We start from the raw sequence: 23716 nt of genomic DNA on the forward strand, positions 1-23716 counted from the left end.
ATCCAAAAGGTATCGATTCAAACCCGGCCCCTGCCAGCAGGTCGCCGGGATTTTTTTCGTCCCGGCATTGGTAGACGCCGGAAATGCTTGGCGGCGTATGACGCGTTTGTCGGAACGCCGGTTTATAAGCCAGAGCATCTGCATACGGCCGGACTGACTGCAGGCCTGCAGATGACATATCAGTACTAAGAAAGAAAAACCCGCCTCTCGGCGGGTTTTTCTCATTCAACAGCCAAACTCAGCGCTTGCGCGGCGGCGGCACGTCCGTGCACACCCCTTCGTAAATCTCCGCAGCCATGCCGATCGACTCGCCGAGCGTCGGGTGCGGGTGGATGGTCTTGCCGATATCCACCGCATCCGCGCCCATCTCGATGGCCAGGCAGACTTCGCTGATCAGGTCGCCCGCGTGGGTGCCGACGATGCCGCCGCCGATGATCCGGTGCGTTTCCTCGTCGAAGATCAGCTTGGTGAAGCCTTCGTCGCGGCCGTTGGCGATGGCTCGGCCCGACGCGGCCCACGGGAACACGCCCTTGCCGTACTTGATGCCCTGCTGCTTGCACTGGTCCTCGGTCAGGCCGGCCCAGGCCACTTCCGGATCGGTGTAGGCCACCGACGGAATCTGCTTGACGTCGAAGTATGCCTTCTCGCCGTGGGCGGCTTCGGCGGCCACGTGGGCCTCGTGCACGGCCTTGTGCGCCAGCATGGGCTGGCCGACGATATCGCCAATGGCAAAGATGTGCGGCACGTTGGTCCCCATCTGCTTGTCGACGTCGATGAAGCCACGGTCGGTCACGGCCACGCCGGCCTTCTCGGCGCCAATCTTCTTGCCGTTCGGCGTGCGGCCCACGGACACCAGCACCGCGTCGTAGCGCACCGGCTCGGCCGGGGCGCCCTCGCCTTCAAACTTGACGTAGATGCCGTCCGGCTTGGCTTCCACGCCCACCGTCTTGGTCTTCAGCATCACGTTGTCAAAGCGATGCTTGTTCATCTTGTCCCAGACCTTCACCAGGTCGCGGTCGGCGCCCTGCATCAGGCCATCGAGCATTTCCACCACGTCGATGCGCGCGCCCAGCGTGCTGTACACCGTGGCCATTTCCAGGCCGATGATGCCGCCGCCGATGACCAGCATCTTGTTCGGGATGTCGCGCAGTTCCAGCGCGCCGGTCGAATCGAAGATGCGCGGATCTTCGGGGATAAACGGCAGCTTCACGGCCTGGCTGCCGGCCGCGATGATCGCCTTTTCAAAGCGGATCACGGTCTTCTTGCCATTGGTGGCCTTGCCGTCGCCCTCGGTTTCCTGCACTTCCAGGTGATTCGGGTCCAGGAACGTGCCCACGCCGCGCACCACCTGCACCTTGCGCGCCTTGGCCATGCCGGCCAGGCCGCCGGTCAGCTTGCCGACCACGGTTTCCTTGTAGTGGCGCAGGCCGTCCAGGTCGATCTTGGCTTCGCCGAACAGGATGCCGTGCGCGGCCAGCGCCTTGGCCTCGTCGATCACGGCCGCGTTGTGCAGCAGCGCCTTCGACGGGATGCAGCCCACGTTCAGGCAGACGCCGCCCAGCGTGCCGTAGCGCTCCACCAGCACCGTGTTCATGCCCAGGTCGGCCGAGCGGAAGGCCGCCGAGTAGCCGCCGGGGCCGGCGCCCAGCACGAGCATGTCGCACTGGATGTCGGCGCTGCCGCCGTGCCGGGCGGCCGTGGGGGCCGGGGCCGCTGCGGGGGACGGCGCTGCCGCCGGCGCCGGGGCCGGGGCCGATGCAGGAGCCGGAGCCGGCGCGGCTGCTGCCGCCGCGCCGCCTTCCACCGTGCAGATCACGGTGCCCTTGGCAACCTTGTCGCCTACCTTCACCTTGACGTCCACCACCTTGCCGGCGGCCGACGACGGCACGTCCATGCTGGCCTTGTCGGACTCCAGCACGATCAGCGACTGCTCTTCCTCGACCGTGTCGCCGGCCTTGACCAGCACCTCGATCACTTCCACCGCGTCGAAATCGCCGATATCCGGCACCTTGACTTCGATCACACTCATGCTTTTCCTCCTGGATGCGCGCCCCGCCCGCCGTGGGGGTCAGGCCGCGTCGTCTTTGTTGGTTGCCGCGTCGCCGGGTTCCTGGGGCGCCGCCTGGATGCTGCCAAGGAGCTGTACCGTATGCACGTCGATCGGGCCGGCCGAGCTCTTGTCGAACTCGATCCCGGCATCCACGCCGATCCGCGCGATGTCGCCCGCGCCCAGGTCGGGCCGGTCGTAGACCGCGTGCATGGCTCCGAGCGCATAGTTGCGGCCCGAGCCGATGCCCCAGAAACGGTCGAACGAGAACACCTCGCGGTAGGAATAGACGCCAAAGATGCCGCCCGGGTTGGCGATCAGGCAGACGATCTGCGAAGACTCGTACGGGTCGTCGTCGTCTTCCTTGGTGTTGATGAAGTACTCGGTCTTGAGCCGTTCATGCACCTTCAGGAACGTCCGGAACACGTCGTCGCGCGTCAGCAGCCGGCATTCGTCGCCCATGCCCGTCAGCAGCGCGCGCATGACCGGGAAATGCGCGGTGGTGCCCGCCAGCGCGACAAAGCTCTCGCCCACGGGAATCACCTTCTGGTTGCGCTCGTAGGCACGCGACAGCCGCGTATCGCCGAACGTCACCAGCGCATCGGCCGCAATCGCTACCTCGTCACCCTTACGTACGACAACGCAGGTCGTCATGGCTCGCCCCTCGAATCGAATCGGCGGTCAGCCGGAAGCCCGGCGGACCGCCCAGGTACTTAGAGCAGGATGCGGCGGAAGTCTGCCAGCAGTGCCGCAAAGTACGTGTTGAAGCGCGCGGCCTCGGCGCCGTCGATCACGCGGTGGTCCCACGACAGCGACAGCGGCAGCGTCAGGCGCGGCGCGAACTGCTTGCCGTCCCACACCGGCTTCATGTACGACTTGCACACGCCCATGATGGCCACTTCCGGCGCATTGATGATCGGCGTGAAGTACGTGCCGCCGATGCCGCCCAGCGACGAGATCGAGAAGCAGCCGCCCTGCATCTGGTCCGGCTTCAGCTTGCCGTCGCGGGCCAGCTTGGCCAGCTCGCCCATCTCCTGGCTGATCTCCAGCACGCCCTTCTTGTCGGCGTCCTTGATCACCGGCACGACCAGGCCGTTAGGCGTGTCAGCGGCAAAGCCGATGTTGAAGTACTTCTTCAGCACCAGGTTGTCGCCGTCCAGCGAGGCATTGAAGTTCGGAAACTTCTTCAGCGCCGCCACGGTGGCCTTGATCATGAACGCCAGCATCGTCACCTTGATGCCGGCCTTCTCGTTTTCCTTGTTCAGCTGCACGCGGAATGTTTCCAGCTCGGTGATGTCCGCCTCGTCGCAGTTCGTGACGTGCGGGATCATGACCCAGTTGCGGTGCAGGTTGGCACCCGAGATCTTCTTGATGCGCGACAGCGGCTTGGATTCCACCTCGCCGAAGCGCGTGAAATCAACCTTCGGCCACGGCAGCAGGTCCAGGCCGGCGCCCGAACCGCCGGCGGCGGCAGCGGCGGCCGGGGCAGCGGTCTGGCCCGACATCACACCCTTGACGAAGCCCTGCACGTCCTGCTGCGTGATACGGCCCTTGGGGCCGGTGCCGGGCACGCGCGACACGTCCACGCCCAGTTCGCGCGCGAACTTGCGTACCGACGGGCTGGCGTGGGCGGCCTTGCCGGTCACGCCCTGCGCGGCGGCGGGCGCCGGAGCGGCGGCCGGGGCCGGTGCGGGCGACGGCGCGGCGGCAGCGTGTGCCGGTGCAGCGGCCGGAGCCGGGGCCGGCGCCGAGGCGGCCGGTGCGGCGGCGGCCGCGCCACCGGCGGCTTCCAGGATCAGGATCAGCGTGCCTTCGGCGACGTTGTCGCCGACCTTGACCTTCACTTCCTTGACCGTGCCGCCCTGCGGGGCCGGCACGTCCATCGTGGCCTTGTCGGATTCCAGCGTGACCAGCGCGTCCTCGGCGTTGATCGTGTCGCCGGCCTTGACGTGGACTTCGATCACCGGCACGGCGTCATAGTCGCCGATGTCCGGCACCTTGACCTCGACGGTGCCACCGCCGGCCGGAGCCGGGGCAGGTGCCGGGGCGGCCGCGGGGGCCGGCGCGGCGGCTGCGGGCGCCGGGGCCGGTGCGGCGGCGGCCGGAGCCGGTGCGGGCGCCGGTGCCGACGCGGCGGCGCCGGCCGGTTCCAGCATTACCAGCACGGAGCCCTCGGCCACGTTGTCGCCGACCTTGATCTTCACTTCCTTGACCGTGCCGGCCTGCGGCGACGGCACGTCCATCGTGGCCTTGTCCGATTCCAGCGTGACCAGCGCGTCTTCCGCGTTGATCTGGTCGCCCGGCTTCACATGCACTTCGATGACGGGAACGGCGTCGTAGTCGCCGATGTCCGGCACCTTGATTTCAATCGCTTGACTCATTCAGTGTCTCTCCTGGGCAGCCGGCACCGTGGTCCGTTACGCGCAACGCGGCAAACGCAATCGGCGAGGTTACTCTCGCCGCACGCATCTGTCACGCTGCCGCGCATCACCTGCGCCGCCGGGCGCCGCCGGACGAGCCGGGGGCGCCCGCGGCGCGGCGGGGCGCCGTGCTGCGGGGGTTCAGTCGTGCAAGTCCGGGGTCAGACCGACATCGGGTTCGGCTTGTTCGGGTCGAGGTTGTACTTCTTGATCGCCTCGGCCACCTTCTCGCGGCCGATCGCACCCTCGTCGGCCAGCGCCTTCAGCGCGGCCACCGTCACCCAGTTGCGGTCCACTTCGAAGAAGTGGCGCAGCTTCTCGCGCGTATCCGAGCGGCCGAAGCCGTCGGTGCCCAGCACCACGTAGCGGCGCGGCACGAACGGACGGATCTGCTCGGCGAAGGCGCGGATGTAGTCGGTCGACGCGATCACCGGGCCGCGCACGCCCTTGAGCTTCTGGGCGACGAACGATTCGCGCGGCGTCTCGGTCGGGTGCAGCAGGTTGTAGCGCTCCGTGGCCTGGCCTTCGCGGGCCAGCTCGGTGAAGCTCGGGCAGCTCCAGATGTCCGATTCCACGCCCCAGTCCTTCTTGAGCATGTCGGCGGCGGCGATCACCTCGCGGAAGATGGTGCCCGAGCCCAGCAGCTGCACGCGCGGCGCGTTGCTGTTCTCCACGCCCTTGCGGAACTGGTACATGCCCTTGACGATGTCGCGTTCCACGCCAGCCGGCATTTCCGGATGCTCGTAGTTCTCGTTCATCACCGTCAGGTAGTAGTACACGTCTTCCTGCTCGGCGTACATGCGGCGCAGGCCGTCCTGCATGATCACGGCCAGTTCGTACTGGAACGTCGGGTCGTACGAGATGCAGTTCGGGATGGCGGCGTGGAACACGTGCGAGTGGCCGTCCTCGTGCTGCAGGCCCTCGCCGTTCAGCGTCGTGCGGCCCGACGTGCCGCCCAGCAGGAAGCCGCGCGAGCGCATGTCGGCGGCGGCCCAGCACAGGTCGCCGATCCGCTGGATGCCGAACATCGAGTAATAGATATAGAACGGGATCATCTGCACGCCGTGCGTCGAGTACGACGTGGCGGCGGCAATCCAGTCGCACATGGCGCCGGCTTCGTTGATGCCTTCCTGCAGCACCTGGCCCGTCTGCGATTCCTTGTAGAACATGAGCTGGTCATGGTCTTCGGGCACGTACTTCTGGCCTTCCTGGTTCCAGATGCCGACCTGACGGAACAGGCCTTCCATGCCGAACGTGCGCGACTCGTCGGGCACGATGGGCACCACGTGCTTGCCGATCTGCTTGTCCTTGAGCAGCGTGTTCAGGATCCGCACGAACGCCATGGTCGTGGACACCTCGCGGCCTTCGCCGGTGGCCTTGAGCAGCGCGTCGAACGCCGACAGTTCGGGCACCTTCAGCGCCTCGGCCTTCTGGCGGCGGGTAGGCAGGTAGCCGCCCAGGTTCATGCGCGCCTGGCGCATGTATTCCAGTTCCTTCGAGCCTTCCTCGAAGGTCAGGTACGGCACTTCCTCCAGCTTCTCGTCCAGCACCGGAATGCTGAACTGGTCGCGGAACGCGCGGATGGCGTCCACCGGCATCTTCTTCTGCTGGTGGGCCACGTTCATGGCCTGGCCGGCGTCGCCCATGCCATAGCCCTTGATCGTCTTGGCCAGGATCAGCGTGGGCTGGCCCTTGTGCTCGCTGGCGGCCTTGTACGCGGCGTAGACCTTGTGCGGATCATGGCCGCCACGGTTCAGGCGCCAGATGTCGTCGTCGGACCAGTCGGCCACCATGGCCTTCAGTTCCGGCGTGTTGAAGAAGTGCTCGCGCACGTAGGCGCCGTCCTTGGCCTTGAAGGTCTGGTACTCGCCGTCCACGGCCTCCATCATCCGCTTCATCAGCAGGCCCTTGGTGTCGCGCGCCAGAAGCTGGTCCCAGCGGCTGCCCCAGACCACCTTGATCACGTTCCAGCCCGAACCGCGGAATTCCGATTCCAGTTCCTGGATGATCTTGCCGTTGCCGCGCACCGGACCGTCCAGGCGCTGCAGGTTGCAGTTGATCACGAAGACGAGGTTGTCCAGCTTTTCGCGGCCGGCCATGCCGATCGCGCCCAGCGATTCCGGCTCGTCGGTCTCGCCGTCGCCCAGGAAGGCCCAGACCTTGCGGTCGCCGGCCTTGGCCAGGCCGCGGCTGTCCAGGTACTTCATGAAGCGGGCCTGGTAGATGGCCATGATCGGGCCCAGGCCCATCGACACGGTCGGGAACTGCCAGAAGTCCGGCATCAGCCACGGGTGCGGGTACGACGAGATGCCCTTGCCGTCCACTTCCTGGCGGAAGTTGTCGAGCTGCTCGGTCGTCAGGCGGCCCAGCAGGAACGCGCGCGAGTAGACGCCCGGAGCCGAGTGGCCCTGCACGAAGACCAGGTCGCCGCCGCTCTGTTCCGACGGGGCGCGCCAGAAGTGGTTGTAGCCCACGTCATAGAGCGTGGCCGCCGAGGCGAACGACGAGATGTGGCCGCCGACGTTGGTGTGCTTGTTGGCGCGCAGCACCATGGCCATGGCGTTCCAGCGCGTGTACGAGCGGATGCGGTGCTCGATGTCCTGGTCGCCGGGAATGCGGGCCTGCTGCTCCACCGGGATGGTGTTGATGTACGGGGTCTCGGCGTGGAACGGCTGCGTCACGCCGTTCACGCGCGCGTATTCGATCTGCTTGTCGATCAGGAAGGCTGCGCGTTCGGCGCCTTCCGCGTTCAGGACGCCCTGCAGGGCATCCAGCCATTCGTGCGTTTCCTGGGGATCTGCGTCGTTGGCGCTGCTGGCGCCGAGGATCTGCTCTGGTACAGCGGACATGACTGTCTCCTGGGTAAATTCCTGCCCCGGCGGCCGCCCGGTGGGGCGGTTATCGGTCGGCCGGTCTGACGGTGTTGACGTCGCGGCGAAAGCCTTGCCTTCCTGCCCTGGCATCGGTGTACGGTCCAGGACGGGGATCTTTCTTGTCGGGTCGCATCGCCCGGATCCTCAAGCTCAAGCGCATGGCTGGCGCCCGCATTTGTTCGGTCGAAGCGATTCTATGGAAGCACAGCAACCGCTGACAAGCTAAATTTTCAGATTACGAAGTCCTTTCTTATAATGTGAAATATTGCCGCAGTGCACCAGAATCTGTCCGGTGGCGCGGGCTGGCGGGTCGCCGGGCGCCGCGCCCCGGCTTGTGCCGGATAGGCGCTTTCCCCAAGCGACGCACTGCAATAAAGCCGATACACTGGCCGGTCGACCGTCAATCCCTTATGCAGTTCTTCGAACGAATCCTCTCCGGCCTGCGCACGGCCATCCTGCCCCCGGGCTCCGCCGGCACGGTCGGCGACGCCTCCCACGAGGTGCCGCCCGGCGTGGCATCGGCCCGTCACGGCGATGCGCACCCCGACCACCCCGACCACGGCGACCCGGCCGATCACGTCGACCATCCCGACGCGATGGAGCCACTGGCCGCCCCGCCGCGCCGGCTGTGGATCATGCGCTGGCGCAACCTTGTGGCAACCAGCTGGTTCATGTTCATCCCGCTGGTGGCCATCGTGCTGTTTACGGTGGCGATGGGGGTGATCCTCTGGTCGCTGCACGAGACCGAGCGCCAGCAGCAGCGCGACGCGCTGTACCGCGACGCCGCCTGGGCGCAGCAGCGCGTGCGGCTGTCGCTGCTGAGCAACCAGGACCAGATGGCCTCGCTGGCGCGCGACATCGCCGCCGCGCAGCTGGACCAGGGCGCCTACCGCACCGCCGCGCAGGAAATCCTGCGCGAGAACCCCGAGATCGTCTTCATCAACTGGCTCGATGCCACCAAGCGCGGGCGCTGGTCGCTGCCGTCGACGTCCGAGTTCGCCGGGCGGTTGCGCGAGACCGTGGACAAGCCGCTGGAACCCGAGGTGCTGGACACCTTCGACGCCGCGCGCGAGACCCAGCGCGTGGTCTACTCGCGCCCGCTGACCAACGACCGCGGCGACAGCTTCATGCTGATGGAAGTGCCGATCGTGCGCGACAACGAGTTCCTGGGCACCCTGGGCGCGCTCTATTCGATCAACGGCATCCTGACGCACCTGCTGCCGCCCGAGCTGACCGAGCGCTACCGCTTCTCGCTGATCGACAAGAACAACCAGACGCGCGCCAGCACGTCGGTGCGCCCGGTGCCGGGCAACGCGCTGTCGTACGAGGTGCTGCTGGACCCGCCCGGCCATTCGCTGTCGCTGCGGGCCGACGCCTATCCGCCGCCGTCGAACCTGCCCAACAACATGCTGCTGTGGCTGGTGGTGGGGCTGTCGTGCTTCCTGCTCTGGAGCCTCTGGAGCATGTGGCGGCACACCAGCCGCCGCTCCGAGGCCCAGCGCGCGTTGCTGGCCGAGACGTCGTTCCGGCGCGCGATGGAAAACTCGATGCTGATCGGCCTGCGCGCGCTGGACCTGAACGGCCGCATCACCTACGTGAACCCGGCGTTCTGCCGCATGACGGGCTGGGCCGAGACCGAGCTGGTCGGCCGCATCCCGCCCTTCCCCTACTGGCCGCCGAACGACCAGCAGGAGATGCAGAAGCAGATCGACCTGACGCTGCAGGGCAAGTCCCCCGCCACCGGCTACGAGATGCGCGTGATGCGCCGCGACGGCAGCAGCTTCTTTGCGCGGATGTACGTCTCGCCGCTGGTGGACAGCCGCGGCCGCCACACGGGCTGGATGAGTTCGATGACGGACATCACCGAGCCCAAGCGCGCCCGCGAGGAACTGGCCGCCGCGCACGACCGCTTCACCACGGTGCTGGAAAGCCTGGACGCCGCGGTGTCGGTGCTGGCCACCGACAAGGCCGAACTGCTGTTCGCCAACCGCTACTACCGCCAGTTGTTCGGCTGGGAGGCCGAGGGCCACCTGAAGCTGGCCGGCGACGACTTCGACAAGGAGCAGATGTCGAGCGACAACACCGACTTTGTCGATGCCTACGCCGGCCTGCCCGCATCGGAGCTGATGCCGTACGCGTCTGACGCGCGCGAGGTGTTCGTGCCCGACATGCAGAAGTGGTTCGAGGTGCGCCGCCGCTACATCCAGTGGGTGGACGGCCACCTGGCGCAGATGCAGATCGCCACGGACATCACCGTGCGCAAGGCGGCCGAGGAAATGGCCCGCCAGCACGAGGAACGCATCCAGTTCACCAGCCGCCTGACCACGATGGGCGAGATGGCGTCGTCGCTGGCGCACGAGCTGAACCAGCCGCTGGCCGCCATCAACAACTACTGCATGGGCGCCGTGGCGCGGCTGCACTCGGGCCGCAGCACGCCGCAGGACCTGATTCCGGTGCTGGAGAAGACGTCGGCCCAGGCCGTGCGGGCCGGCACCATCATCAGCCGCATCCGGGGCTTCGTGAAGCGCAGCCAGCCGCAGCGGCGCGAGGCGGCGCTGCACGACATCGTGGCCGACGCAGTGGGCCTGGCCGACCTGGAAGCCACGCGCCGCCGCGTGACCATCCTGACCCGCCTGCCCGCCCCGCCGCTGATGCTCTACGTCGACCCGGTGCTGATCGAGCAGGTGCTGGTCAACCTGCTCAAGAACGCCGTGGAGGCCATGGCCGGCCTGCCCGCCATGCGCGCCGCCGGCGTGGTGCGGCTGCATGCGCGGGTCGAGAACGTCGAATTCGGCCAGTGCGTCTGCATCGACGTGATCGACCAAGGCCCGGGCGTGGACGAGGCCACCAAGGAACGGCTGTTCGAACCGTTCTTCAGCACGAAGTCCGACGGAATGGGCATGGGCCTGAATATCTGCCGCTCGATCATCGAATCGCACCAGGGGCGCCTCTGGGTCGAAAACAATGTGGACGGCATCGGTTGTACGTTTAAAATCACCCTGCCGCTGCAGCCGGCGCTGCCCGAACAGTAACGGGCGCACCCCCTGGCATGCCGGGCGACCCTCTGCCGCGGGGCATCGGGAGGCCGGCCGGACCGTTTGCCCAGGGGTGTTGCGCACCGGCGCATGCAGTTACACTTCGTTGCAAACGACTTTGCCCCAGGAGACTTCATGACCGCAACGCCCAGCCCAACGCCGCATCGTGGCGAGACCGTCTTCATCGTCGATGACGATGAAGCGATGCGCGACTCGCTGACCTGGCTGCTAGAGGGCAACGGCTACCAGGTGCGCAGCTTCAACAGCGCCGAGCAGTTCCTGTCCGCCTACGACGCCGGCGCGGTGTCGTGCCTGATCCTCGACGTGCGCATGCCGGGCATGAGCGGCCCGGAACTGCAGGAGCGCATGATTGCCGAGAACATCGACATCCCGATCGTGTTCATCACCGGCCATGGCGACGTGCCGATGGCCGTGTCGACGATGAAGCGCGGCGCCGTGGACTTCATCGAGAAACCGTTCGACGAGTCCGAACTGCGCGCGCTGGTGGAACGGATGCTGCAGAAGGCCCGCACCGACCATTCCGCCGCCCGCGAGCAGCGCGCCGCCAAGGACCTGCTGGCCAAGCTGACCACGCGCGAACAGCAGGTGCTGGAGCGCATCGTGGCCGGCCGCCTGAACAAGCAGATTGCCGACGACCTGGGTATTTCCATCAAGACCGTGGAGGCGCACCGCGCCAACATCATGGAAAAGCTCAACGTCAACACCGTGGCCGACCTGCTGCGCCTGGCGCTGTCGCGCAACGCCTGAGGCGCCCGCGCCCGGCCTGTCCCCCCTCCCGCCGCGCGGGAGCGGGGCGCCGCCCTACTTCCCCCGCAGATAGTCCTCGTCGGCAAACGTCACCACCCATTGCGGGCGGTAGATGACGAAGATCGCCACCAGCATGCCGGTCAGGAACGCCTCGCCGAACGCGATGACGACCACGCCGGTCAGGCTTTCGGCGGCCGACAGGCCCACGTCGGCCGGAAACCCCGTGTGCGCCAGCCACGCCACGCGCAGCGCGCCGGCCACGATGGCCGCCAGCAGCGCGGCAAAGTAGCCGTGGCCCAGGATGAAGATGAACAGGTGGCGCGGCAGCCAGCGCCGCATGGCCGCCTGCAGCGCCACCGTCACGAAGGCGGGCACGGCCGCCATCCAGACGAAGCGCGGCGCCAGCGACACCCAGTGGATGTCCTGCCAGGCCAGGCCGGACAGGTAGGCCAGCCCCAGCAGCGAGATCACGTTGGCAACCGCCAGCGACACCAGCGCCAGCGGCAGCCCGAACATCGTCACGGCCAGCGTGGCGCCCATCAGCTGGATCACCACCCCGCCGCCCAGCGTGGCGCGCGCCGACCAGAGCAGCGCCAGCAGCACCAGCGTGCCCAGCCAGGCATGCTGCAGCGGTTCTCGGTCCAGCACCCGCCACGGCCGCTGGGCCAGCGCCCAGGCCAGCACCGCCACGGCCAGCGTGGGCAGCGGCCAGGTCGCCAGCAATTCCTGAATTGAAGATTCTTCGATGTCCATCGCCGGATGCTAGCAGCCGCCGGGGCCCGTTTGCTTGCATCGCGTCAAGGCGTCGCCGAATGCCGCCGACCCCTTATAATTCGGCTTTTGCCCCGCGCAGGCCCCCTTGGCGCGCGGCGCGCCGCCCCATCCTTCCAGCCTTTCCAGTCACGTACACCCATGTCCGCCCAACTGATCGACGGTAACGCCCTTGCCAAACAAATCCGTGCCGAGGCCGCCCAGCGCGCCGCCCGCCTGACCGCCGCCGGCCACCAGCCGGGCCTGGCCGTGGTGCTGGTGGGCGAGGACCCCGCCAGCCAGGTCTACGTGCGCAACAAGGTCAAGGCGTGCGAGGACAACGGCTTTTACTCGTCGCTGGACCGCTATCCGGCCGACCTGTCCGAAGCCGACCTGCTGGCCCGCATCAACGCGCTGAACCACGACCCGAAGATCCACGGCATCCTGGTGCAGTTGCCGCTGCCCAGGCACATCGACAGCCACAAGGTGCTCGAAGCCATCGCCCCCGAAAAGGACGTCGACGGCTTCCACGTGGCCAACGCCGGCGCGCTGATGACCGGCGCCCCGCTGTTCCGCCCCTGCACGCCCTACGGCTGCATGAAGATGCTGGAGTCGATCCAGTACCCGCTGCGCGGCGCCCGCGCCGTGGTGATCGGCGCCTCGAACATCGTCGGCAAGCCGATGGCCATGCTGCTGCTGCAGGCTGGCGCAACCGTCACCATCTGCAACAGCAAGACGCGCGACCTGGCCGCCCATACCCGTGACGCCGACGTGATCGTGGCCGCCGTGGGCCGCCGCAACATCCTGACGGCCGACATGGTCAAGCCGGGCGCCGTGGTGATCGACGTGGGCATGAACCGCAACGACGAAGGCAAGCTCTGCGGCGACGTGGACTTTGCCGGCGTGCGCGAGGTGGCCGGCCACATCACGCCGGTGCCGGGCGGCGTGGGCCCGATGACGATCACGATGCTGCTGGTGAACACGCTGGAAGCGGCCGAGCGCACCGCCGGCCTGGCCTGATACCGGGCGCCGGGGCGCGCCGGACGCGCGCCAATCGGCCCGATAGCAAAGTCGTACTGGATATTTGGCCGCCAAGGCCTCATCTTGCACAGGTACATCGTGCCGCCGTGCGCTGTTGCCGCGGCACGCCAACCGGGAATCGCCATGACTGACACCACCGACCGCGCCAACAATCCCCTGCTGGATTTCTCCGATCTGCCGCGCTTTGCGGAGATCCGCCCCGAGCACATCGGCCCGGCGCTCGACGTGCTGCTGGCCCAGGCCCAGGCCGCCGTCGATCGCGCCGAAGACTCGGCCACCCCGGCCACCTGGCTGACCGCCGTGGAAGCGCTGGAAGCGGCCACCGAGCCGCTGGGCCGCGCCTGGGGCGTGGTGGGCCACCTGAGCGCCGTGGCGGACACGCCCGAGCTGCGCAAGGCACACGCCGACAATCTGCCGCGCATGACCGAGTTCTGGTCGTCGCTGGGCCAGAGCCTGGCCCTGTACGAAAAGTACAAGGCCGTGGCCGCCGGGCCCGAGTTTGCCGGGCTGTCCCCGGCCCGCAAGCAACTGCTGGAAAACGAGCTGCGCGGCTTCCGCCTGGGTGGCGCCGAGCTGCCCGAGGACAGCAAGCCGCGCTTTGCCGAGATCCAGGAGCAGCAGGCGCAGTTGTCCAAGGCGTTCTCGGACCACGTGCTCGACGCCACCAACGCCTACGCGCTCTATGTCGAGGACGAGGCGCGCCTGGCCGGCATCCCGGCCGACGCCCAGGAAGCCGCCCGGCTGGCCGCCGAAAAGGACGGCAAGGCCGGCTGGAAGTTCACGCTGCACTTCCCGTCGTACTTCCCGGTGCTGCAGTACGCCGACGACCGCGCGCTGCGCCAGACCATGTACGAGGCCAGCGTCACGCGCGCGTCTGAACTGGGTCCGCAGTACAACAACGGCCAGGCCGACTGGGACAACACGGCCAACATGCGCGAGCAGCTGACGCTGCGCCGGGAAGAGGCGCGGATGCTTGGCTACGACAACTACGGCGAAGTGTCGCTGGTGCCCAAGATGGCCGAATCGCCGGCCGACGTGCTCAAGTTCCTGGACGAACTCGCCGTCAAGGCCCGCCCCTACGCCGAGGCCGACTGGAAGGAACTGCGCGCGTTCGCGGCCGCCGAGCTGGGCCTGGACGAGATCGCGCCGTGGGACGTGGCCTATGCGTCCGAGAAGCTGCGCCAGAAGCGCTACGCGTTCTCCGACGACGAGGTGAAGCAGTACTTTCAGGAGCCCAAGGTGCTGGAGGGGTTGTTCGGTGTGGTCGAGAAGCTGTTCTCGGTCAGCATCCAGCCGGACCAGGCCCAGACCTGGCACAAGGACGTGCGGTTCTTCCGCGTGGTGTCGCCGCAGGGCGCGCTGCTGGCCCAGTTCTACATCGACCTGTACGCCCGCGAAGGCAAGCGCGGCGGCGCCTGGATGGACGACGCCCGCGGCCGCAAGGAGCGCGACAACGGCACGGTGCAGACGCCGGTGGCCTACCTGACCTGCAACTTCACGGCGCCCGTGGGCGGCAAGCCGGCGCTGTTCACGCATGACGAAGTCATCACGTTGTTCCACGAGTTCGGCCACGGGCTGCACCACATGCTGACGCAGGTGGGCGACCTTGGCGTCTCCGGCATCAACGGCGTGGAATGGGATGCCGTGGAGCTGCCCTCGCAGTTCATGGAGAACTTCTGCTGGGAGTACGAGGTGCTGGCCACGATGACGGCCCACGTCGACACCGGCGAGCCGCTGCCGCGCGTGCTGTTCGACCGCATGCTGGCAGCCAAGAACTTCCAGAACGGCATGATGACGCTGCGCCAGATCGTGTTCTCGTCGTTCGACATGCACCTGCACACCGACTACGACCCGCAGGGCGACGTGTCGGTGCTGGAGCTGTCGCGCCAGATCAACGACAGCAAGCACGTGGTGCCGCAGTCGCCGCTGTCGCGCTGGCCGAACACGTTCAGCCACATCTTTGCGGGCGGCTACGCGGCCGGCTACTACAGCTACAAGTGGGCCGAGGTGCTGTCCGCCGACGTCTATGCCGCGTTCGAGGAAGCGGGCCAGCTCTCGGGCAGCGTGCTCGATGGCGAGGTGGGCGAGCGCTACCGCCGCGAAATCCTGTCGGTGGGCGGCAGCCGGCCGGCCATGGAATCGTTCGTGGCGTTCCGCGGCCGCGCGCCGCAGATCGACGCGCTGCTGCGGCACGGCGGCATGGCGGAAACGGCAGCCGCCGCGGCCTGACCGCCCTGCCCCGCGCGCGCCCGGCCCATGGACTCCGCGATCCCGATCCGCACGGAGTGTCCGCCGGGCGCCTGCGACTGCCGGCGCGAACTGCTGCTGGACGACCCGGCCGCCGACCGCCGCATCCTGATGCTGACCCAGCACGAGGAAAAGCGGCTCGTCGCGCGGCTGGAGGCCATCGAGACCCTGGCCGACCTGCGCCGGATGCAGGACCGGATGCGCGTGCAGCTTGGCATCGTCGTGACGATCACGCCGAGCGACAACGAGGTGCGCACGGTCAAGGGCTTCGACATCGACGTGGCCGACCAGCCGGGCCTGTGCCGCAAGACGCGCGCGGCCATCCCGGCCGCCATCCGGCGCTGCATGAAAACCCAACCGCAGATCGCCTTCGACCTGCTGAACGAGCGCGACCTGCTTGGTGGCCTGTTCGGCCAACCACCCTCACAAGAATAACGACCGATGAGAATCGCGAGCTGGAACGTCAACTCCCTGAAGGTGCGCCTGCCGCAGGTGCTGCAATGGCTGGCCGCGCAGGACGCCGCGGGCACGCCCGTCGACGCGCTGTGCCTGCAGGAACTGAAGCTGCCCGACGACAAGTACCCGCTGGCCGAGCTGGAAGCGGCCGGCTTCCACAGCATCTACACGGGCCAGAAGACGTACAACGGCGTGGCCATCGTCGCGCGCGACAGCACCATGCCGGCGCCGACCGACGTGGTGCGCAACATCCCCGGCTACGAGGACACCCAGCAGCGCGTGGTGGCCGGCACCTACGGCGACGTGCGGCTGATCAGCGCGTATTTTCCGAACGGCCAGGCGCTCGATTCGGACAAGTTCGTCTACAAGCTCGACTGGCTCAAGGCCATGACCGACTGGCTGCGCGCCGAGATGATCAAATACCCCAGGCTGGCGCTGCTGGGCGACTTCAACATCGCGCCCGAAGACCGCGACGTGCACGACCCGGCCAAGTGGGAGGGCCAGAACCTGGTCTCGCCGCCCGAGCGCGACGCGTTCAAGGCGCTGATCGCGATGGGGCTGGTCGATTCGTTCCGCATGTTCGAACAGCCCGAGAAGACGTTCTCGTGGTGGGACTACCGGATGATGGGCTTCCGCCGCAACGCGGGCCTGCGCATCGACCACATCCTGCTGTCGCCGGCGCTGGCCGAGCACTGCACGACCTGCCTGATCGACAAGGAACCGCGCCGCTGGGAGCAGCCGTCCGACCACACCCCGGTCGTCGCCACGCTCCAGCTCGCCTGAGCCGATGAGCGCCGTCCGCGCCAACGCCGCCGCCACCCCTGCCCTGCACCGCTGGTTCCCGTGGCTGGCGCGCGTGACGCCGCTGACGCTGCGCGCGGACCTGATCGCCGGGCTGCTGGGCGCGGTGCTGGTGCTGCCGCAGGGCGTGGCGTTCGCCACGCTGGCCGGCCTGCCACCGCAGTACGGCATCTACACGGCCGTGGTGCCGTGCATCGTCGCCGCGCTGTTCGGATCGAGCTGGCACGTGATGTCGGGGCCGACCAACGCCAATTCGCTGGCGCTGTTCGCGATGCTCAGCCCGGTGGCGTTCGCGGGCAGTCCGGCCTATATCGCGCTGGCGCTGGCCGTGACGATGCTGGTGGGCATCCTGCAACTGGCGGTGGGCGCGCTGCGGCTGGGGTCGCTGGCAAACTTCATCTCGCCGTCGGTGCTGCTGGGCTTCACGTGCGGGGCGGCCACGCTGATCGGGCTCTACGCGCTCAAGGACCTGTTCGGGCTGGCCGTGCCCACCGGCACCAGCGCGTTCGGCGTGGTGCGCTATCTGGCGGAGAACGTCGACACAATCAACGTCGGCGCGGTGATCGTCGGCGCCGTGACGCTGGCCGCGACCGTCGCGGTCAAGCGGATGTCACGCAAGCTGCCGTTCATGCTGCTGGGCCTGCTGGCCGGCTATGGCGTGGCGATGCTGCTGAACCATGGCGGCTGGCTGGGCGGCAACGCCGGGCACGTCGACGTGGTGGGGCCGATCCCGTCGGCCATCCCGCCGTTCCACCTGCCGGACATCAACTGGCGCACCGTGCCGGACCTGCTGGGCATTGCCGCCGCGCTGACCATCGTCGCGCTGGGCCAGTCGATTTCGATCGCCAAAGCCGTGGCGCTGCGGTCCGGCCAGCACGTGGACGCCAACCGCGAGTTCATCGGCCAGGGGCTGTCGAACATCGCCGGCGGGCTGTTTTCGAGCTACATCTCGTGCGGGTCGCTGAACCGGTCGATGCCGAACTTCGAGGCCGGCGCGCGGACGCCGCTGGCCAGCGTGTTCTCGGCGCTGCTGCTGGTGGCGCTGGTCACCGTCAGCGCGCCGCTGCTGGCCCAGATTCCGCTGGCCGCCATCGCCGCCATGCTGCTGCTCGTGGCGTGGGGCCTGTTCGACTTCCAGCGGCTGCGGCGGATAGCGCGGCTGTCGCGCACCGAGTTCGCCATCGCGGTTGGCACGTTCGTCGCCACGCTGGTCATCCGGCTGGAAATGGCGGTGCTGCTCGGCACGATCCTGTCTCTGGTGGCCTACCTGTACCGCACGTCGCGCCCGGCCGTGCGCAGCCTGGTGCCGGACGCCGACGACCCGGGCCGGCGCTTTACGCCACTGGACGAACTACGACGTCCGCAGCCCGAATGCCCGCAGCTCAAGCTGCTGCGCATGGAAGGCGCGATCTACTTTGGCGCCGTGCAGTACGTGACCGATCGCCTGCACGGGCTGCGCACCGGCGATGCCGGGCAGAAACACCTGCTGGCGATGACCAAGAGCATGAACTTCATCGACCTGGCGGGCGCGGAAATGTGGGAGGCGGAACTGACCGAACGCCGCGCGGCGGGCGGCGACCTCTACTTCCACCGGCCGCGCACGCAGGTGCTGGAGACCTGGGAGCAGACCGGCTTTACCGACAAGCTCGGCCGCGACCATGTCTTTCCGACCAAGCGGCAGGCACTGCACACGATCATCGCGCGGCTGTCGCCCGAGATCTGCGCCCAGTGCCAGGTGCGCATCTTCGAGGAATGCGCGCAGCAGCCGGGCGGCCCGCACTACGCGCCGGCCCCGGACAAGGCCAGCCAGCCGGCACCCGTGCAGCGTGCCTGAATGGCAAAGCCTGCCGATGGCCGGCGTCGTCGACGCGGTCGGACCTTGAAAAAACTGCAAGAAAAACAGCAAGAGACAGCTTGAAAGGATGCGCCGGGGAATCCGGGCACCTGGCGCGCCGGCCGGCCCGCGGTGAAGCGGAACCGAAGCCGGCGGCGGAGGGTTGTTACCGTCGGTCGGTCTTCAGACCGGCGCCACGTGCGCGCGCTTGACCACGACCGGCTGGGGCACGCCCTGCTCGATCAGCACCACGGCCGCGCGTTCGATCGTGTCACGACCGGCGCGGAACGCCTCTTCCAGCGACAACACCTGGTCGGCACTGAAGCCTTCCCAAAGCGCTTCGCGTGTTACCACGCATGTCACTTGCTCGCCATCGACAAGCGCGTGGAACAGCAAACCCTCGTTGTTGATGTCGTAGCGGTCTTGCTCCTGGAATTTGATTTCCATCATCACAGCCCTCCATATGCAAGTGGAAAAGAATCCTAACATGGCTTTGCGGAAATCGTCTTCGATCCCCTGCACTGCGCAGGCAGAATGCGATTCGTCTCAATGACCGGTGGCGGGTACGGCAAGTTCCATCGACGTGCGTCGCGATGGGTCGGTTCACACCGTCGCCTGTCGGTCGATCGCCGAGCATCGCATGCGCGTGTGTCAGCGCGATGTGCCATGGTGCCGGACGCGCGCGACGCGGCCGGTGCGCGCGTCCGGCACCATTCATGCGGGCGCCGCATGAAACGTTTGACAAAGCCAGAAATGCTGCTAGAATCTCGGTCTTCGTCGGGGCGTTAGCTCAGTTGGTAGAGCAGCGGACTCTTAATCCGTAGGTCGAGTGTTCGAGTCACTCACGCCCCACCAGACACCAGAAAGGCCGGAAGCAGCAATGCTTCCGGCCTTTTGCTTTTCCACGATTGCCGCGATTGTCGGTGCCCCGCTCAGCCCGCCAGCGACGTCTCGAACAGCGTGCGGGCCAGGCGGCGATGATCGGCCAGCACGTTCGGCAGGTCCACCGTCAGCAGGCGCCCGTCGCGCACCACCACGCGGCCGTTGATGATGCTGGTCGACACATTGGCCGGCGTGCAGAACACCAGCGCCGCCACCGGGTCGTGGCCGGCGCCCGCGTAGCCCACCGCGGACATGTCGAACGAGACGATGTCGGCCGACATGCCCGGCGCCAGCGCGCCGATATCGTCGCGGTTCAGCACCCGGGCCCCGCCCAGCGTGGCGATCTCCAGGGCCTCGCGCGCGCTCATCGCGGCCGGGCCAAAGCCCACGCGCTGCAGCAGCATGGCCTGCCGCGCCTCGCCCAGCATGTGCGCGCCATCGTTCGATGCGCTGCCATCCACGCCCAACCCCACCGGCACCCCGGCGTCGCGCATGCGGCGGACCGGCGCGATGCCGGACGCCAGCCGCATGTTCGAGCACGGGCAGTGCGCCACGCCCGTACCGGTGCGCGCGAACAGCGCCAGCCCTTCGTCGTCCAGCTTCACGCAGTGCGCGTGCCAGACGTCGTGCCCCACCCAGCCCAGGTCCTCGGCATACTGCGCCGGCGTCATGCCGAACTTCTCGCGCGAGTAGGCGATGTCGTTGTCGTTCTCGGCCAGATGGGTGTGCAGCGACACGCCGTAGTGCCGCGCCATCGTCGCCGATTCGCGCATGAGGTCGCGCGACACCGAGAACGGCGAGCACGGCGCCAGCACCACGCGCAGCATGGCGTGCCGCGACGCGTCGTGGTACTGCTCCACCAGCCGCTGGCTGTCGCGCAGGATGTCGGCCTCGCGCTCGACCACGACGTCGGGCGGCAGGCCACCCTGGCTGCGGCCCACGCTCATCGACCCGCGCGCCGCGTGAAAGCGCATGCCGATCTCGTGCGCGGCGCCGATCGAATCGTCGAGCCGCGACCCGTTCGGATACAGGTACAGGTGGTCGCTCGTGGTCGTGCAGCCGGACAGCATCAGCTCGGCCATCGCGGTCTGGGTGGACACGCGGATCATCTCCGGCGTCAGGTGCGACCAGATCATGTACAGGTTGGTCAGCCAGCCGAACAGCTCGGCGTCCTGCGCCGCCGGCACGGCGCGCGTCAGGCTCTGGTACATGTGGTGGTGCGTATTGACCAGGCCGGGCATCACCACGTGGCCGTGCATGTCGGCCACCTCGGCGCGACCCTCGTCGATCATGCGGCGATAGGTCTCGGGCAGGTCCGCCGTGGCGCCGACCCATTCGATGGCCGGGCCGTTGGCGACGAGCGCGCCGTCGGCGATCTCGCGGCGCTGGGCGTCCATGGTGACCAGTACGTCGGCGTGCTTCAGGATCAGGGTCATGGGATGTCGGGGTCGGTGGTGGTCAACGCCCCGGAGTCTACGCAGCCCGGCCGGCTGCGCCCAAGCGCAGAATTTCGCGCGGCCTGTCCACAAATTGTGGACAGCGCCCTAGCGGGACAGTGCCTGCAGCGTGTCGGCCATGGCGTCGGCCATCAGGCTGGCGGCCGGCGTCAGCGGGCTGTGCGCGCGGGCCACGAGCCGCAGCGTCTGGCGCTGCAGGTCGTCGTCGCGCAGCGGCACGAACACCACGGCGCCGCGCGCGCGTTCCTCCATGACGTCGAGCGGATTGAGCAGCGCCACGCCGGCGCCGGTGGCCACCAGCCGCTGGATCAGCACCACCGACGTCGACTCGACAATCGGCACCACGGCGGTCGACTGGCGCGCGAAACCATCGTCCACCAGCGCGCGGATCGACAGCGACGGCGCCGGCAGGATCAGCGGATACCCCGCGCATTCGGCCAGCGTGGCCGACGCCTGCGCCGCCAGCGGATGCCCCGGCGCCACCACCGCGCCAATCGACCACTCGCGGCTGGCCACCACGCGGAAGGCCGCCACCTCGGGCAGGTCGTAGCCCAGCCCCAGGTCCGCGTCGCCCTGCTCCACCGCCTTGACGATGCCATCCACCGGCAAATCGGCCACGCGTACGACGATTCCCGGCTGATGCTGGCGGAAATCGTGCACCAGCGACGGCATCAGCGCGCCGGCCAGCCCCGACGTGGTGGCAATGGTCACCATGCCGCGCCGGGCGCCCTTGATCTCGGCCACTCTCGCCAGCAGCCCCTGGTGCTCGCGCAGGGTCTGCCGCACATGGGCCAGCACGGCCTCGCCCAGCGGCGTCAGGTGCAGGCGCTGCTGGATGCGGTCGAACAACGGCGCGCCCAGTTCGGCCTCCAGTTCCAGGATCTGGCGGTTGATGGCCGTCGGCGCCACGTGCAGGTGCTCGGCGGCGCGGCGGATGGACCCGCGCCGGACGACTTCATCGAAATAGCGGAGGACGCGCGCGTGCATGGGCTGTCAGCGGGGAAGAGGCGTGTTCGGGCATCCGCGCATTGTACGGGTCGCAAAATCCTCAAAAAAATAGTGCGAAGGGGCTTGCGCGATACTATTCGCGTTGCTAGAATCTCGTTCTTCGTTGGGGCGTTAGCTCAGTTGGTAGAGCAGCGGACTCTTAATCCGTAGGTCGAGTGTTCGAGTCACTCACGCCCCACCAGCGAATTCCCGAAAGGCCCGAAGCCACCAGCTTCGGGCCTTTTGCATTTCCGCCATCTCCTTTCCTCTCCACGGCCGTGCCGCCGTACCGAGTGGTCATATGTCCACGGGTTCCTCCCTATACCCCGTCCCCGCCTTTCCGGGTTGAATGCATCTCGGCGCATATCATGGAACGTAGTTCCGTGATGCGGAACCGATAGCCTGTCCCGCGACGGACGGGCAAGACAAGCAGCAACACGCGCAATACGTTGGGAGGCATCTCTTGAAAGCAGTTCTGAAAGCGGGCGCTGTGGGCGCCCTGGCCGCTCTGGGTCTGGTGGCAACGGCGGCACACGCGCAGTCGTATCCGAACAAGCCGATCCGGCTGATCGTGCCGTTCGCGGCGGGCGGCACCACCGACATCGTCGGCCGCGCCGTGTCCGACGCGCTGGGCCGCGAACTGGGCCAGCCGGTCGTAGTGGAAAACCGCGGCGGTGGCGGCGGCGCCATCGGGGCCGACGCGCTGGCCAAGTCCGCGCCGGACGGCTACACGCTGGGCATCGCCACGGTCAGCACCATGGCCACCAACCCGGCCACGAACGCGAAGAACCCGTACGACCCGATCAAGGACTTCGCGCCGATCACGAACCTGGTCAACGTGCCGAACGTGCTGACGGTGAATCCGAAGGTGCCGGCCAAGAACCTCAAGGAATTCGTCGCGCTGCTCAAGGCCAACCCGGGCAAGTACAGCTACGCATCGGCCGGCAAGGGCAGCATCTCGCATCTGGACGGCGAGCTGTTCAAGTTCATCACCAAGACCGACATGGTCCACATCCCGTACCGCGGATCGGGCCCGGCGCTCAACGACACGCTGGCTGGCCAGGTGAATGCCCAGTTCGACAACCTGCCGTCTTCGATGCCCCACATCCAGGCCGACAAGCTGCGCGCGCTGGCCGTGGCTGCGCCCAAGCGCGTGGAGGGCCTGCCCAACGTGCCGACCTTTGCCGAGGAAGGCATGAAAGACATGAACAACATGGCCTGGTACGGCCTGGTGGCACCGGCCGGCACGCCTGCGGCCATCGTCACCAAGGTGCACGATGCCGCGGTCAAGGCGCTGCAGGACCCGAACGTCAAGAAGCGCCTGCACGACGCCGGCGCCTACCCCGACGGCAACACGCCGCAGCAGTACGCGGCCCAGATCAAGCGCGAGCTGGACCTGCGCAAGAAGATCGCCACCGACCAGAACATCACGCTGGAATAACGGCGGCGAGCGCCTCATAGGTGACGTATCTGCCGCACGTGCGTGGTTACCACAGTGCTGCGGCAGACCGTCGCGAATCCCGGTACAGTGTCAGTCGATGCAGACATTTTCGACAGATTCCCTATCTGGCTGGCACCCTGCCCGGCCATCACTTGTGAGGATGATGATGCTGAAGAAGACCGTACCGGCGCTGATCGTTGCCGCCCTGACCGCCCTGGGCGCCGTGCAACTGGCGCATGCACAGAAGAACTACACGGACGGCGGCGATCTCTATAGCGGCAGCCGGACCAAGAACCAGGCCAATCCGAACCAGAACCCGGCCAAGTCCGGCAAGTTCGACCCGTACACCGACGGCGCCAAGAAGTCGACCCGCACCGACCTGGCCCCCAACCGCAAGCCGGACCCGTACACCGACGGCGCCAAGTCGGGCAAGCCCGATCCGTACCTGGACGGCGCCAAGACCGGCAAGCCGGACCCGTACCTGGACGGTGCCAAGTCGGGCAAGGCCGACCCGTACACGGACGGCGCCAAGAAGTAATCGACGCCACGCCGCGGGCCCTCGCCCGCATGGCAATGCCCGCGCAAACCCCCGCCCCACGGCGGGGGTTTTTCTTTGCGCAGGCGCCCCCTGCGGCGCCTCGGCCATAAGATTGACTAGGACATACCCGACCTGTCAC

17 protein-coding genes and 2 tRNA genes are annotated in these 23716 nt (G+C 67.7%); 11 read left to right on the forward strand and 8 right to left on the reverse strand.

Going from position 1 to position 23716, the window contains the following annotated elements:
- Positions 1-238: 238 nt before the first annotated feature.
- The 4 genes from lpdA to aceE all read right to left on the reverse strand — a co-directional run bounded on the left by lpdA (position 239) and on the right by aceE (position 7316).
- Complete coding sequence (gene lpdA / locus EHF44_RS15515; protein WP_124684481.1) at positions 239-2029, reverse strand: dihydrolipoyl dehydrogenase; 1791 nt, start codon at positions 2027-2029, stop codon at positions 239-241.
- 39 nt (positions 2030-2068) lie between these two features.
- A complete protein-coding gene (locus EHF44_RS15520; RefSeq protein ID WP_253699880.1) occupies positions 2069-2701 on the reverse strand; it encodes an MFS transporter in 633 nt (210 codons plus the stop codon).
- 59 nt (positions 2702-2760) lie between these two features.
- Entirely contained in the window at positions 2761-4428 is a 1668-nt protein-coding gene (aceF, locus tag EHF44_RS15525) for a dihydrolipoyllysine-residue acetyltransferase (RefSeq protein WP_124684483.1), read from the reverse strand.
- A gap of 200 nt (positions 4429-4628) precedes the next feature.
- The gene (gene aceE, locus EHF44_RS15530) at positions 4629-7316 is read right to left on the reverse strand and encodes a pyruvate dehydrogenase (acetyl-transferring), homodimeric type (protein ID WP_124684484.1); all 2688 of its coding nucleotides are present in this window, start codon (positions 7314-7316) and stop codon (positions 4629-4631) included.
- A 434-nt stretch (positions 7317-7750) separates the two neighbouring features.
- On the opposite strand from aceE, the gene EHF44_RS15535 reads away from it, so the two are divergent.
- Both EHF44_RS15535 and EHF44_RS15540 read left to right on the forward strand, forming a co-directional pair.
- The gene (locus EHF44_RS15535; protein WP_124684485.1) at positions 7751-10372 is read left to right on the forward strand and encodes a PAS domain S-box protein; all 2622 of its coding nucleotides are present in this window, start codon (positions 7751-7753) and stop codon (positions 10370-10372) included.
- Between the two features lie 138 nt (positions 10373-10510).
- Entirely contained in the window at positions 10511-11143 is a 633-nt protein-coding gene (locus EHF44_RS15540) for a response regulator transcription factor (RefSeq protein ID WP_124684486.1), read from the forward strand.
- Between the two features lie 54 nt (positions 11144-11197).
- Here EHF44_RS15540 and EHF44_RS15545 read toward each other — a convergent pair whose 3' ends face one another.
- Positions 11198-11896, reverse strand: a complete 699-nt coding sequence (locus EHF44_RS15545) for an energy-coupling factor ABC transporter permease (protein WP_124684487.1) — start codon at positions 11894-11896, stop codon at positions 11198-11200.
- Positions 11897-12055: 159 nt separating this feature from the next.
- On the opposite strand from EHF44_RS15545, the gene folD reads away from it, so the two are divergent.
- From folD to EHF44_RS15570, 5 genes are all read left to right on the forward strand, one after another.
- A complete protein-coding gene (folD, locus tag EHF44_RS15550; RefSeq protein ID WP_124684488.1) occupies positions 12056-12913 on the forward strand; it encodes a bifunctional methylenetetrahydrofolate dehydrogenase/methenyltetrahydrofolate cyclohydrolase FolD in 858 nt (285 codons plus the stop codon).
- Positions 12914-13057: 144 nt separating this feature from the next.
- On the forward strand, positions 13058-15163 hold the full coding sequence (locus tag EHF44_RS15555) for a M3 family metallopeptidase (protein ID WP_124684489.1): 2106 nt from the start codon (positions 13058-13060) through the stop codon (positions 15161-15163).
- A gap of 27 nt (positions 15164-15190) precedes the next feature.
- The gene (locus EHF44_RS15560; protein ID WP_124684490.1) at positions 15191-15616 is read left to right on the forward strand and encodes a hypothetical protein; all 426 of its coding nucleotides are present in this window, start codon (positions 15191-15193) and stop codon (positions 15614-15616) included.
- 6 nt (positions 15617-15622) lie between these two features.
- Complete coding sequence (xth, locus tag EHF44_RS15565) at positions 15623-16420, forward strand: exodeoxyribonuclease III (protein ID WP_124684491.1); 798 nt, start codon at positions 15623-15625, stop codon at positions 16418-16420.
- Positions 16421-16424: 4 nt separating this feature from the next.
- Positions 16425-18272, forward strand: coding sequence for a SulP family inorganic anion transporter (locus EHF44_RS15570; protein ID WP_216643958.1), 1848 nt, complete (start codon positions 16425-16427; stop codon positions 18270-18272).
- 183 nt (positions 18273-18455) lie between these two features.
- On the opposite strand, the gene EHF44_RS15575 is transcribed toward EHF44_RS15570, so the two are convergent.
- On the reverse strand, positions 18456-18719 hold the full coding sequence (locus EHF44_RS15575; RefSeq protein ID WP_066738920.1) for a DUF1488 domain-containing protein: 264 nt from the start codon (positions 18717-18719) through the stop codon (positions 18456-18458).
- Between the two features lie 332 nt (positions 18720-19051).
- On the opposite strand from EHF44_RS15575, the gene EHF44_RS15580 reads away from it, so the two are divergent.
- Positions 19052-19127, forward strand: a tRNA-Lys gene (locus EHF44_RS15580).
- Positions 19128-19204: 77 nt separating this feature from the next.
- Here EHF44_RS15580 and EHF44_RS15585 read toward each other — a convergent pair.
- Complete coding sequence (locus EHF44_RS15585) at positions 19205-20590, reverse strand: 8-oxoguanine deaminase (RefSeq protein WP_124684492.1); 1386 nt, start codon at positions 20588-20590, stop codon at positions 19205-19207.
- A 108-nt stretch (positions 20591-20698) separates the two neighbouring features.
- Positions 20699-21598, reverse strand: a complete 900-nt coding sequence (locus EHF44_RS15590) for a LysR family transcriptional regulator (protein ID WP_124684493.1) — start codon at positions 21596-21598, stop codon at positions 20699-20701.
- 126 nt (positions 21599-21724) lie between these two features.
- Here EHF44_RS15590 and EHF44_RS15595 point away from each other — a divergent pair.
- The 3 genes from EHF44_RS15595 to EHF44_RS15605 all read left to right on the forward strand — a co-directional run bounded on the left by EHF44_RS15595 (position 21725) and on the right by EHF44_RS15605 (position 23577).
- Positions 21725-21800: transfer RNA gene (locus EHF44_RS15595), tRNA-Lys, on the forward strand.
- Between the two features lie 261 nt (positions 21801-22061).
- On the forward strand, positions 22062-23039 hold the full coding sequence (locus tag EHF44_RS15600) for a tripartite tricarboxylate transporter substrate binding protein BugE (RefSeq protein WP_124684494.1): 978 nt from the start codon (positions 22062-22064) through the stop codon (positions 23037-23039).
- Between the two features lie 166 nt (positions 23040-23205).
- On the forward strand, positions 23206-23577 hold the full coding sequence (locus EHF44_RS15605; protein WP_124685131.1) for a hypothetical protein: 372 nt from the start codon (positions 23206-23208) through the stop codon (positions 23575-23577).
- The last annotated feature ends 139 nt before the right edge of the window (positions 23578-23716 follow it).

Origin of the sequence: Cupriavidus pauculus (assembly GCF_003854935.1) — a bacterium.
Lineage (GTDB): Bacteria > Pseudomonadota > Gammaproteobacteria > Burkholderiales > Burkholderiaceae > Cupriavidus > Cupriavidus pauculus_C.

What these genes read in the sequence shown, in the direction of transcription:
- lpdA (WP_124684481.1), bottom strand. Translation starts at nt 2,029, where the DNA reads ATGAGTGTGATCGAAGTCAAGGTGCCGGATATCGGCGATTTCGACGCG.
- EHF44_RS15520 (WP_253699880.1), bottom strand. Translation starts at nt 2,701, where the DNA reads ATGACGACCTGCGTTGTCGTACGTAAGGGTGACGAGGTAGCGATTGCG.
- aceF (WP_124684483.1), bottom strand. Translation starts at nt 4,428, where the DNA reads ATGAGTCAAGCGATTGAAATCAAGGTGCCGGACATCGGCGACTACGAC.
- aceE (WP_124684484.1), bottom strand. Translation starts at nt 7,316, where the DNA reads ATGTCCGCTGTACCAGAGCAGATCCTCGGCGCCAGCAGCGCCAACGAC.
- EHF44_RS15535 (WP_124684485.1), top strand. Translation starts at nt 7,751, where the DNA reads ATGCAGTTCTTCGAACGAATCCTCTCCGGCCTGCGCACGGCCATCCTG.
- EHF44_RS15540 (WP_124684486.1), top strand. Translation starts at nt 10,511, where the DNA reads ATGACCGCAACGCCCAGCCCAACGCCGCATCGTGGCGAGACCGTCTTC.
- EHF44_RS15545 (WP_124684487.1), bottom strand. Translation starts at nt 11,896, where the DNA reads ATGGACATCGAAGAATCTTCAATTCAGGAATTGCTGGCGACCTGGCCG.
- folD (WP_124684488.1), top strand. Translation starts at nt 12,056, where the DNA reads ATGTCCGCCCAACTGATCGACGGTAACGCCCTTGCCAAACAAATCCGT.
- EHF44_RS15555 (WP_124684489.1), top strand. Translation starts at nt 13,058, where the DNA reads ATGACTGACACCACCGACCGCGCCAACAATCCCCTGCTGGATTTCTCC.
- EHF44_RS15560 (WP_124684490.1), top strand. Translation starts at nt 15,191, where the DNA reads ATGGACTCCGCGATCCCGATCCGCACGGAGTGTCCGCCGGGCGCCTGC.
- xth (WP_124684491.1), top strand. Translation starts at nt 15,623, where the DNA reads ATGAGAATCGCGAGCTGGAACGTCAACTCCCTGAAGGTGCGCCTGCCG.
- EHF44_RS15570 (WP_216643958.1), top strand. Translation starts at nt 16,425, where the DNA reads ATGAGCGCCGTCCGCGCCAACGCCGCCGCCACCCCTGCCCTGCACCGC.
- EHF44_RS15575 (WP_066738920.1), bottom strand. Translation starts at nt 18,719, where the DNA reads ATGGAAATCAAATTCCAGGAGCAAGACCGCTACGACATCAACAACGAG.
- EHF44_RS15585 (WP_124684492.1), bottom strand. Translation starts at nt 20,590, where the DNA reads ATGACCCTGATCCTGAAGCACGCCGACGTACTGGTCACCATGGACGCC.
- EHF44_RS15590 (WP_124684493.1), bottom strand. Translation starts at nt 21,598, where the DNA reads ATGCACGCGCGCGTCCTCCGCTATTTCGATGAAGTCGTCCGGCGCGGG.
- EHF44_RS15605 (WP_124685131.1), top strand. Translation starts at nt 23,206, where the DNA reads ATGCTGAAGAAGACCGTACCGGCGCTGATCGTTGCCGCCCTGACCGCC.